We start from the raw sequence: 12,537 nt of genomic DNA on the forward strand, positions 1-12,537 counted from the left end.
GCGGCGTTCTCTAAAAGGGCATTTAATGATATGTTAACTTCATTTACGGGGTTAAAGTTTAAAATGTATGTAAGCTGTTTAGCTTACACGCATTTTAAATCTTTCTGCAACCGTACAACTTGCCTATCTTTTCTGATCATGATGCCTCATCTTAATTAAGCGTTAATCCTCTCTAAGTCGTCATAATTCAAAAGCGAACATTGACTGTCCGGTTCTGTAACAAAACATCCAAAAGAAAAATTCATAATATACTATGAAACAATAGTTTATCTATTTGGAATAATGATTGAGGCATTTAATTTACATGACTCTTTATATATGCCGCACGAACCTGTATAACCAAGCCTGCATGGCAACCCTTTTTTCGGGGCTAACACTTGCAATACTTTTGGGATTCGCAAAAAGGGTCGATAAAAAAGCTAACCTGTTTTTAAGTTTAGCGCTGGTTGTAATTGTATTGGAGACTGGTAGGCTTACTTCAATTTTTATACCAGCGCTGGGACCGCTGCTTTATCTATATATACGACAACTAACTTATCCAGAGCGGCAGTTCATCCGGAAAGATATGCTGTATTTTTGCCCTTTACTTATGGCGGGGTGGATGCCGGCTTGGCAGGTTCTAAGTTCGACCATCATCTATTTGTATCTATCGCGCCGGCTGATAGAGGATTTCTATGGCCGGCTGCAGCTGGTGATGATGGACAGACCACGCGTTGCTTTCCGGCGACTGGACAAGGCGTTACATTTGCTGAGCTGGTGTTGTATGTTATCCATGTTTAGTGCTACTTTCTATTTAGCTGTTGTCATTGTACTGATTGGGATAGCGGTGGAAGTGATGTTAAAACCGGGTAGCAATGTTGAGTTAACGACGCCGATAGCTGATAAATCGGATGCAAAAGTGAAAGGCCGGAGACTAAAAGAAATCGTGGCAGCCAATCGGCTCTACGAGGATGCTGAACTTACATTGGCTTCACTTGCCGCGAAGTTGACCATACATCCGCATGAGTTATCCAGGATTATTAACACTGGACTTGATAAGAACTTCAGTGATTTTATAAGCGAATTTCGGGTTCGTGAAGTTGTCCTGAAAATGCATGACCCCGCCTGCGACCAGCTCACGTTATTGGCGATCGCCTATGAGTCCGGGTTTAATTCGAAAACGACTTTCAACCGTGTATTCAAAGAGATGACCGGCAAAACCCCGGTGGAATACAAAAACATGTTGAAAAAAGAGGTGCCAATTGATAAGCTGGCACCCTGGTCTCGAATACGACCAGTATTATTGCGTTCGGAAAGCCAACCAACCTGGGGGCCTGAAACATCCAAACGCAATAACATGATAAGACTTTACCTTAAGATCGCTTACCGCCAGCTGCGTAAGGAAAAAATGTATGCGGCGATCAAAATCGGGGGATTAGCCCTGAGCATCGCTGCTTGTTTGCTGATAGGGCTATATATTCATGATGAGATGAATTATGACCGTATGTATCCTGACGCGGATCGCATTTACCGCCTTTGTGGAGACGGTAAAGTAGACAGAGGATTGGCATGGCCTGCGCCAATGTCGAAGGCTATTCAGAATGATTTCCCTGAAGTTGCCTATGCAGGGCGCATCAGACCAGTTAATTCATACGTGGGTCAGGCAGAGCTGCGCCGCGCCGACCAGGTTCAAAACACTTACGAGCAGGGCATTATTTACGCTGATCAGTCATTCCTGGATGCGTTGCAATTGCCGATGGTATCCGGCGACGGCAGAACTGCTTTAAAGGAGCCACTGACAATGGTTATTTCCAAAACTATGGCCGACAAGTACTATCATGGCCAGGACCCCATTGGCCAGGTAATGTACCTTGACAGTGATAAGTCTCGCCCCTATCGCATCGGCGCTGTGATGGCCGACATTCCTGCAAACTCGCATTTACATCCATTCAACATTTTCATTACATTGACCGGGATGGAATTTGGGGAGAAAGAGCAGGATGACTGGACTTGGTTCAACTATATCCAGTACATTAAACTGAAAGCCGGCACAGATGTGGTAGCATTTGAGAAAAAACTCAACGTTGACATAAGAAAAAATTACTTGCTATCTCAATTCCGCAGAGGGGGCGTAAAAGATCCTGAAAATGAAGTTAAAAAGGTCTCTTTCCACCTGCAACCTGTAAAAGATATTAACCTCCATTCTCAAGAGTTTTCGGATGGAGTAACGAACGGAGATATACGCTTTATCTGGCTATTCGGCGCTATTGCGATATTCATCCTGGCTATTGCGTGCATCAATTTTATCAATCTCTCGACTGCAAAATCGGCTAGCCGCGCCAAAGAGGTAGGTCTGCGCAAAGTTGTGGGCTCATATCGCAGTAGCCTCATTATGCAGTTTCTTACCGAATCGCTGATCTACAGTCTCATTTCGTTTATTTTAGGCATCGTTATAGCGTGGCTGTTATTGCCCTTTTTCAATACCATCGCGTTGAAGTCTCTTATAATGCCATGGCTTGAATGGTGGTTTGTGCCGGTTTTCCTGGCTTCTTCCATCATAGTTGGAGTACTTGCCGGATTATATCCTGCCTTTTATCTTTCGGGCTTCCAGCCGGTGAAGGTATTAAAAGGTAGTATCAGCGTTGGCAGCAAAAGAAACGTATTGCGAAACGGCTTGGTGGTCTTTCAGTTCGCCACTTCCATTATATTGATCATCGGCACCATTGTTATTTACAGCCAGATGCACTTTATCATGAATCACAGGGTGGGCTTTGATAAAGACCAGGTAATAGTATTGCACGGCACAAATACGCTGGGATATCAGAATATCAAAAATTTCAAAACAGCACTAACCCAAATTGCCCCGGTAAAAAGCGTATCGATAAGCGATTATTTACCGATAAATGGCACGCTGCGTAACGAAAATACTTTTGTCAGGGAAGGACGCGAAAAGATCGATCCGGGAGTTGGGGCCCAGTTTTGGCAGGTAGACGAAGATTACCTAAAATCATTGGACATTAAGTTAGTCGAAGGCAGGAATTTCTCTTATGATATGCCAGGTGACACGACAGGAGAATCAGTCATTATCAATCAAGCCATGGTCCAAAAACTTGGTTTGAAAAATCCGGTTGGTACGCGCATAAGCAACGGCGGTGTCCTTACGGTCATCGGCGTTGTACAAGACTTTAACTTCGAATCATTGCGCAGTAATATTTCCCCCTTAGTACTTCACTTCGGTTTCAGTTCATCAATGATGCTGGTGAAGTTCAATGGAGCAAATGTGCAAAATACCGTCGCTGAAGTTTCGGCCCTCTGGGAAAAATTCTCACCTGATCAACCAATTCGCTATACTTTCCTCGATCAGGAGTTCGCCCATATGTATGCTGATGTAATGCACGTCGGCATTATTCTTACAAGTTTCGCAATATTAGCCATTATCATTGCCTGTTTAGGATTATTCGCTCTTTCAGCATTTATGGCCGAACAACGAAGCAAGGAGATCGGTATTCGCAAGGTATTAGGTGCCAGTGTGAGGAATATTACTACATTGTTGTCCGGAGATTTTGTAAAGCTGGTGCTGGTGTCTATCCTTATTGCATCGCCTATTGCGTGGTGGGCTATGAACAGATGGCTCCAGGATTTCGCCTACAGGACACACCTTAGCTGGTGGATATTTGTGGTATCGGGGTTCATTGCTATTCTGATTGCACTCATAACGGTGAGTTTTCAGTCGGTCAAAGCGGCCCTGACCGACCCTGTGAAGAGTTTGAAAACAGAGTGATACCTGTTGTTGACAGAATGAAAGATTTTAAGTTATTGATGAACAACGATTTTAATCTCAAATCCCTCAATTATCTCATTTCCCAACGGGATATTTAATTAGTTTTAAATACATTAAAATATCTGTTTAAACATTCTACAAAATATTAAAGGCTTTCAGATTATTCATCTGAAAGCCTTTAATATTTTGTAGAACCGCTCGGTTTATTTAGCGGGGCGGAGGGAACAAGTTTCGAACTTGTTTGTAGGAGATTTATCTAAAATTCACCGTTTCATTAGAGATATTATTCATTCTGAAACTAGTTATTGATAATTGTGGAATACTCGACCGCCTTGTTACCTCTTAGTTTTGAGTTGAGTTTTGTTGAACTTAAGTGTGCAAAACGAACCTGCCGGATTTCATTCAAAGTGGCCTGACATGGATGCTTCAACATTTGATTTGCTAATCAGCTACCAATAAAATAACTTCATAAAGTGAAGTAAAAGAAGATGATTTTTGGAGTTGTAAATCAATGTCTTAAATTATCATATTGGCCAAAAACACAACCTAATTATACGATATCATTTTAAATGGAAAACGAAAATTCATTTCAATATAACGACATTATTTTCTACAGTACACCTGCAGGAGATATAAGAATAGAAGTAATATTTAATGATGAAACATTTTGGCTTACTCAAAAACGGATGGCTGAATTGTTTGCAGTAGAAGTACCTGCCATTAGTAAGCATCTGAATAATATATATGAGTCGGGAGAGCTTGATAAAGGGTCAACTATTTCCATTTTGGAAACGGTTCAACAGGAAGGGGGAAGGCAGGTAAAACGTAAATTGGAATTTTACAACCTGGATGCAATAATAGCTGTCGGCTACAGGGTAAATTCAATGCAGGCTACTCAATTTAGAATTTGGGCTACCAGGAATCTGAGAGAATTTATCGTTAAGGGTTTTGTGTTAGATGATGAACGCTTGAAACAAGGAAAATCATTTGGCAAAGATTATTTTGACGAACTATTGGAACGTATTCGCGAGATACGGGCAAGTGAACGTAGATTTTATCTCAAAATAACCGATATATATGAACAATGCAGTATCGACTATAGCAAGGGTTCTGAAATAACACAAACCTTCTTCAAGACTGTACAGAATAAATTACATTGGGCTATTACTGGTAAAACAGCTGCTCAAATTATTGCGGAGCGGGCTAATGCTGACAAGCCCAATATGGGGTTGCAAACATGGAAAAATGCGCCGTCCGGTAAGATACTTAAAACAGATATCAGTGTTGCGAAGAATTATCTAATTGAAAAGGAAATTAAGGAACTGGAACGTATTGTAACTATGTATCTTGACTTTGCTGAGTTACAGGCATCGAGGCAGATTTCTATGAAAATGACAGATTGGATAAGTCGTTTGGATGCCTTCCTGCAATTTAACGAATATGAGATACTAAAGGATGCAGGCAAAGTAAGCCATGTAGTCGCTATTAAATTAGCCGGTGAAGAATACCAGAAGTTTAGGATAATACAGGACGAAAATTTTGAGAGCGATTTTGATAAAGAGATTTTAAAGATTACGACATCTTCCGCTAAAGGACGAAAAAAGAATGTCTGATTAATGTCTGCCTGTTGAATTATATCTATAGTTATAAAAATCAAATTTATCAGCTAAAAATCATGAGTGTCGGTTTCGAGTTTCCTCAAAAAAGCCTTCAAATCTCACGACTTGAAGGCTTCTTTATTTTACTGGCTGCGTGGAACAACTTTCGAACCGGTTTACGGATGATTTATTTAAAATGCTTGATTTTATTGGTGAAATGAATAAAATGGCGTTAATATCTCCTGATTGATCAAATTGATATCATTATGGAATAATTCCTGTCTAACATCTATATACAAAGATTATGCGAACAGGAGTTATGCTTTCATTTATACTGCTGGTTTCCTCTTGCTTCCGCAAGCCTCTACCGGTCACTTTCTCTCATACAGGAGGATTTATACTGGAAGATACTTCCCGTAGTGCCAATGAGTATTTACAATCTTTTGAGGATGATGGTTTTCCTATCTATTACCTTGGGCCTTCAAAAGATACTATAAATATTGGAACGCGTTACTGGCGGCGCGGGGAATGTAGGTTCAAAGAATACCCAGCATATTGCATTTTCAGATATTCAACATCTAATGTATCCGTACAAGTCGATACTTCATTTCCTGCATGCGAACCGGTGGAATATCTTAATAAAGAAGGATTCATTGACCATTATTGTGACTCAAACCGTTACTATCATGCTTCAACGGTCATAATACGTAATCTGTACGATACAGCGGTGTCATTGGGGATTACCTTCTGTGTGAGCCAAATGCACAGAGAGATGCTGAATAGCCGTGGACAATGGGTAAAGGTGAATAAGAAATTGTGTGAGGAGTGGATCTGTGGCACGGGACAGCCTAATATCTATTTAATGCCGGGGGAGTTAATTATCTCTAAAGTTGGTCATTTTAATGGAAAACATGCTATACCTTGTCGGTTGGCCTTGGGGCGCAGCAATGCTGTTGCTCAGATATATTCTAATATTTTTAAGGAATATATAAATGATAGTTTATTGCGCGTCATTGAAGGGCTTGAATATAATCAATCGAGTAGGAAGAAAGCCGGTCATGCCGGCTTTCTGTCCTCTCACACCACCGTACGTACCGACCGGTATACGGCGGTTTGTCAGAATAACTTAGTTTGGTGAGTTGTTTTCCAGTAATAGTGATTGGCGAACCCTACATACCCTTGTTTAGTAAAGTAGTCGTTGTTCAAGGCTCGGTGCAGTATTGCACTGTTTGCAATGCGGCAGTAGCCTTTACGACTGTTGCTCCACTCATAAGCTTTACCCACATTAATTCCCAACATTTTCAGGTTTTTCCACCGTGTTGATGGCCTTTTCCATTGTTTCCATATTCCCATTCTTAGACGTGTTCTTACCAACCTGTCCAGTTCTTCCATTCTGCTTTTGGCCGTGGCTATCCGAAAGTAATTCACCCAACCTACTATTATGGCCTCCATCTTCTTTATCTTGTCTTTCACTTTGCCGGGGGCTTTACGCTGCGTTTGATCCTTCATCTTCTCTTTAATCTTTCTCAGCGATTTAGATGCAATGCGCACTGCCCACCCTTTCTCTCTTCGATAAAAAGAGAAACCCAGAAGCGTACTCTCTATCGGACGGCTCACTTTACTTTTTGTACGGTTTACTTTTAGCTTTAGCTTCTTTTCTATGAACTCAGTGATTGTTGACAGCACGCGCGTCGCTGACTTTTCACTTTTCACGTAGATGCTACAGTCATCGCAATACCGTACAAACCGGTGGCTTCTTGCCTCTAACTCTTTGTCCAGTTCGTTTAAAACAATGTTGCTCAGCAGGGGGGAGAGAGGGCTGCCTTGAGGAGTGCCTTCCTTACGTTCTATCACAACCCCATTTTCCATCATCCCGCAATTCAGGTATGAGCGAAGTAGTTTCAGCGTCCTCTTGTCAGCTATCTTTTGGGCCAGAAGCGACATTAGCCGGTCATGGTTCACCCGATCGAAAAACTTGTCTAAGTCCAACTCCACTACCCATTCATAGCCGTCGTTCAGGTTTGTTTGTGCCTGATACAATGCCTGATGAGCGTTCCGGTTTTCTCTAAACCCATAGCTATAATTGGAAAACTCTCCTTCATACTGTGGGCTTAGCCATTGGGATATTGACTGGGTAATTAGCCTGTCGATTACAGTAGGTATTCCCAACATTCTTTTACCGCCGCCATTTTCCTTGTCTATTTCTACTTTCTTAACTGCCTGGGGGCCGTACCTGCCTTCTAAAATACTGGTCCGCAACGTCTGCCAGTTCGTATTCAGGTAGTCACGAAGTTCATCGGTCTGCATACCATCTATACCCCCCGCTCCTTTATTGGCAGTTACCTGCTTAAAGGCTTTTTGTACATTGCGGATATCTAATATTTCTTCCAGCATACTATTACTTTGAAAAAAAAAAAATCATCCCGGCGTCACTCCCATTGATTGCATGATGAGGCTCAACTCCTCCTGTGTTTTACTTTCAGCTTCCGGCTTATCCTCGCACAGGTAGTTTTCCAGTGTTCTTCCGTTGTAATCGCCTCGCTCATAAACGGCTTGTTCATTTTCGCCATTCTAACATTCGGTCCTTCTTCCTTTTGTGAGACTTCTGCTTTTGCCTTCGTTTCGGGATGCAGCTCGTTGCCGGCTTACTATGACCTCGGCTGACTTCTGATGGCACCTTGAAGCCATTCTTTATGCTGACTTCTGTTTCCGCTTCGGTATTCTCTCATACCTCTGCCGGATTGCCAGCAGATCTCCCAGGGTAAGGTTATACGCTTTCCATTCATGTAGCCCCGGTATTTACACAACATGGTTCCGTGCAGTATAGGGCTTTTGTCTGTGATGCGACATCGCCCACCATGCCTTGCCTTGTATACCATTTCTGTTCGTGGGCTCGAATGTTTGCCGCCGGCTTCCTTCAGATTCGTGGTCACCCACGACACCCTTGCCTTTGGCTAATGATACGTACTGCAACGCTCATTCAGGACTTACACCTTAGAGCTTATAACCATGCCTGGCGCACAACAAAAAGCCTTCAGATCACATCTGAAGGCTTTTAATTTCTTAGAGTATGTTTAAAAACTAATTCTACTTATTTTAGAAGTATACTAATGAATGCTACCTGGATGAAAGCCACAGATGATTCAGGTAGCCTTTCATAATCCTTCGACAATCTTCTGAAGTTATTGAGCCAAGCGAATGATCGTTCAACCTGCCATCTACCTTTCTGTGGCACAAAACCCTTTACTGTCGGCGGTTTCTGAGTTATTTCCATCTTCCATTTGTAATAATTCTCAACCATATCGCTAAACTCTCCCTGGTATGCTTTATCTGTACGAATCAGTTTCATCCTATGACTAACCTTTTCAATTTTCCACAGCAAATCAAAACCGCCAATTGAGTCATGAATATTTGCGCCGCTGACACTTATCGCAATTGGTAATCCTAAGCTATCAACAGCAAGATGCCTTTTTCGACCATTGATATGCTTACCGCCATCGATCCCGGTTTCTATACTTACGAATCCAGTTTTCTTTATACTTTGGCTATCGATAGCACTGACAGATGGTGCATAATTTCGCCCCTGATCTATCCGCTCTTTTCTAACCATTTTTAACATCACCTGTTCCAGCACACCTGCTTTTTTCCATTTATTGAAATAATAATAAACTATCTGCCAGTAAGGGAAATCACTGCTTAGATTACGCCATTGACTACCTGTTCTGCAAATCCATAATATAGCATTGAAGATAGTTCGAAGGCTATATTTACGCTTTCTTTTGTCCGTTAATATTTTTTCTATACTTTTCCAGTGCGAATCGGTCAATAATGTGAACTTCGTTCTCATAGTTTGTTTTGTGGTAAATCCAAACTAATTGATCGATTCGTACTTTCCTAATTTTAGCCCATCAGAATTTTAAACATACTCTTAGAGGGACGGCGGGAACGAAGTTCGAACCAGTATTTGGAAGATTTATCTAAGATTCACAAATACCTTAGTAAAATTCATTGCTAGATTTACGGAATACTGTTTCCCTATATTAGAAATTAATCTACGACACCTGTGCCTTCTTTAGATTTTTTTTAACACTTACAATATTGTTTCCAAAGGCAATTAGTAGACTCATCGTACAATTGGCAAATTATGCGCAACCTGAATTTTGAGGAATCTATTTATGATTAAGCATCCGAATAAATAATTTATACTCAAGATCAGGGAGGAGAGATTATCAAAATATTCACCTTGGAATTACCCTTAATGTAATACTGTCTGATGCATTTGTAAAAATATCGACATAACTATATTCTATTCCTCCTTTTAATACTTCAATATCACCAACAGAAGGATTTACTTTTGAAATAACCGCGGTCACTTGTCCATTCTTGCTTGTTTTTCCTATAAAAATCTTGTTGTAAAATACGTCAACATCTTCAAGTCTTTTACCAGTAGAATCGGTGATAGTAATGAAAGATCGATTTGCTAATAGAGCCGGAATATTTCTAAAATTATCAGGATCAGACAGCATTCGTTTAAGAGAGTCTCCTTCGTCCGAAATAAGATTTAATGCTAATAGAAATTTTAGAGTCGAAATGCTTTGCAAATTGTCATTGCTTTCAATCGCCTTAAGAATAAGTGAGGAATTTAGTTTCTGCTTTTCAAGTTGTATTTCATTATTATGTTGGATTATGGTATTGATAAGTGTTCCCAGAATGCCAATTATCGCTCCTATCACTGCTATTAATAAAGATTGGTTGATTCTCTGTTTAGAGGCTAGTGCTTTTTCTTTTTCTCGTATTTGTACTTCAATCAGCTTGTTTTCCAGCTCAATTCTTTGCTTCCTCAAATGGACTTGCGTTTTCGAAGGATTCATGAATGGAATATTTGGAGTAAATTAAACACTGTTAATATAGGTAATTTAATGAATTCTCAGTATAGAAGAAATTTTCGATTTATGTGAGAAGAAAGGCCAAATACAAAAGCCTCCAAATCTTTCGACTTGAAGGCTTTAAAGCTTGCGGAGAAAGAGGGATTCGCCCCCCGGACCTGTTACAGTTGAAATCATCTAAGTCATGACCACCAAATTCGATCTCAAAATCGAGTAGGAAGAAAGCCGGTCATACCGGCTTTCTGTCCTCTCACACCACCGTACGTACCGACCGGTATACGGCGGTTTGTCAGAATAACTTAGTTTGGTGAATTGTTTTCCAGTAATAGTGATTAGCGAACCCTACATACCCTTGTTTAGTAAAGTAGCCGTTGTTCAAGGCTCGGTGCAGTATTGCACTGTTTGCAATGCGGCAGTAGCCCTTACGACTGTTGCTCCACTCATAAGCTTTACCCACATTAATTCCCAACCTTTTCAGGTTTTTCCACCGTGTTGATGGCCTTTTCCATTGTTTCCATATTCCCATTCTTAGACGTGTTCTTACCAACCTGTCCAGTTCTTCCATTCTGCTTTTGGCCGTGGCTATCCGAAAGTAATTCACCCAACCAACTATTATGGACTCCATCTTCTTTATCTTGTCTTTCACTTTGCCGGGGGCTTTACGCTGCGTTTGATCCTTCATCTTCTCTTTAATCTTTTTCAGCGATTTAGATGCAATGCGCACTGCCCACCCTTTCTCTCTTCGATAAAAAGAGAAACCCAGAAGCGTACTCTCTATCGGACGGCTCACTTTACTTTTTGTACGGTTTACTTTTTGCTTTAGCTTCTTTTCTATGAACTCGGTGATTGTTGACAGCACGCGCGTCGCTGACTTTTCACTTTTCACATAGATGCTACAGTCATCGCAATACCGTACAAACCGGTGGCTTCTTGCCTCTAACTCTTTGTCCAGTTCGTTTAAAACAATGTTGCTCATCAGGGGGGATAGCGGGCTGCCTTGAGGGGTGCCTTCCTTACGTGCTATCACAACCCCATTTTCCATCATTCCGCAATTCAGGTATGAGCGCAGTAGTTTCAGTGTCCTCTTGTCAGCTATCTTTTGGGCCAGAAGCGACATTAGCCGGTCATGGTTCACCCGATCGAAAAACTTGTCTAAGTCCAACTCCACTACCCATTCATAGCCGTCGTTCAGGTTTGTTTGTGCCTGATACAATGCCTGATGAGCGTTCCGGTTTTCTCTAAACCCATAGCTATAATTGGAAAACTCCCCTTCATACTGTGGGCTTAGCCATTGGGATATTGACTGGGTAATTAGCCTGTCGATTACAGTAGGTATTCCCAACATTCTTTTACCGCCGCCATTTTCCTTGTCTATTTCTACTTTCTTAACTGCCTGGGGGCCGTATGTGCCTTCTAAAATACTGGTCCGCAACGTCTGCCAGTTCGTATTCAGGTAGTCACGAAGTTCATCGGTCTGCATACCATCTATACCGCCCGCTCCTTTATTGGCAGTTACCTGCTTAAAGGCTTTTTGTACATTGCGGATATCTAATATTTCTTCCAGCATACTATTACTTTGAAAAAAAAAATCATCCCGGCGTCACTCCCATTGGTTGCATGGTGAGGCTCAACTCCTCCTGTGTTTTACTTTCAGCTTCCGGCTTATCCTCGCACAGGTAGTTTTCCAGTGTTCTTCCGTTGTAATCGCCTCGCTCATAAACGGCTTGTTCATTTTCGCCATTCTAACATTCGGTCCTTCTTCCTTTTGTGAGACTTCTGCATTTGCCTTCGTTTCGGGATGCAGCTCGTTGCCGGCTTACTATGACCTCGGCTGACTTCTGATGGCACCTTGAAGCCATTCTTTATTCTGACTTCTGTTTCCGCTTCGGTATTCTCTCATACCTCTGCCGGATTGCCAGCAGATCTCCCAGGGTAAGGTTATACGCTTTCCATTCATGTAGCCCCGGTATTTACACAACATGGTTCCGTACAGTATAGGGCTTTTGTCTGTGATGCGACATCACCCACCATGCCTTGCCTTGTATACCGTTTCTATTCGTGGGCTCGAATGTTTGCCGCCAGCTTCCTTCAGATTCGTGGTCACCCACGACACCCTTGCCTTTGGCTAATGATACGTACTGCAACGCTCATTCAGGACTTACACCCTAGAGCTTATAACCATGCCTGGCGCACATCAAAAAGGCCTCCAGATTATTCATCTGAAGGCCTTCAATCTTCTGCTAAACCTCCCGGTTTATTTAGCGGAGAACGAGGCATTCGCCCCCCCCGGACC

Annotated in this window: 7 protein-coding genes; 3 read left to right on the forward strand and 4 right to left on the reverse strand. The window is 41.8% G+C overall.

The window, feature by feature from the left end; translation table 11 throughout:
* Positions 1 to 349: 349 nt before the first annotated feature.
* The 3 genes from U0033_RS18565 (at position 350) to U0033_RS18575 (ending at position 6,496) form a co-directional block, all read left to right on the forward strand.
* A complete protein-coding gene (locus U0033_RS18565; protein WP_177318698.1) occupies positions 350 to 3,760 on the forward strand; it encodes an ABC transporter permease in 3,411 nt (1,136 codons plus the stop codon).
* A gap of 569 nt (positions 3,761 to 4,329) precedes the next feature.
* Positions 4,330 to 5,373, forward strand: a complete 1,044-nt coding sequence (locus U0033_RS18570; RefSeq protein ID WP_072364466.1) for a virulence RhuM family protein — start codon at positions 4,330 to 4,332, stop codon at positions 5,371 to 5,373.
* 289 nt (positions 5,374 to 5,662) lie between these two features.
* Positions 5,663 to 6,496, forward strand: a complete 834-nt coding sequence (locus tag U0033_RS18575) for a hypothetical protein (RefSeq protein ID WP_143150897.1) — start codon at positions 5,663 to 5,665, stop codon at positions 6,494 to 6,496.
* Here the strand turns inward: U0033_RS18575 and ltrA (U0033_RS18580) are convergent.
* From ltrA (U0033_RS18580) to ltrA (U0033_RS18595), 4 genes are all read right to left on the reverse strand, one after another.
* Positions 6,475 to 7,752: a group II intron reverse transcriptase/maturase gene (ltrA, locus tag U0033_RS18580; RefSeq protein ID WP_322518441.1), complete on the reverse strand. Its 1,278-nt coding sequence runs from the start codon at positions 7,750 to 7,752 to the stop codon at positions 6,475 to 6,477. The two genes, U0033_RS18575 and ltrA (U0033_RS18580), sit on opposite strands and share 22 nt — an antisense overlap.
* 697 nt (positions 7,753 to 8,449) lie before the next feature.
* Positions 8,450 to 9,205: an IS5 family transposase gene (locus U0033_RS18585; protein ID WP_322518464.1), complete on the reverse strand. Its 756-nt coding sequence runs from the start codon at positions 9,203 to 9,205 to the stop codon at positions 8,450 to 8,452.
* A 391-nt stretch (positions 9,206 to 9,596) separates the two neighbouring features.
* Positions 9,597 to 10,229 carry a hypothetical protein gene (locus U0033_RS18590; RefSeq protein ID WP_072366832.1) on the reverse strand — a complete coding sequence of 211 codons (633 nt, stop codon included), beginning with the start codon at positions 10,227 to 10,229 and terminating at the stop codon, positions 9,597 to 9,599.
* A gap of 304 nt (positions 10,230 to 10,533) precedes the next feature.
* Complete coding sequence (gene ltrA, locus U0033_RS18595) at positions 10,534 to 11,811, reverse strand: group II intron reverse transcriptase/maturase (RefSeq protein ID WP_322518463.1); 1,278 nt, start codon at positions 11,809 to 11,811, stop codon at positions 10,534 to 10,536.
* Between the last annotated feature and the right edge of the window lie 726 nt (positions 11,812 to 12,537).

Source organism: Chitinophaga sancti (assembly GCF_034424315.1).
GTDB classification, from domain to species: Bacteria; Bacteroidota; Bacteroidia; order Chitinophagales; family Chitinophagaceae; genus Chitinophaga; species Chitinophaga sancti.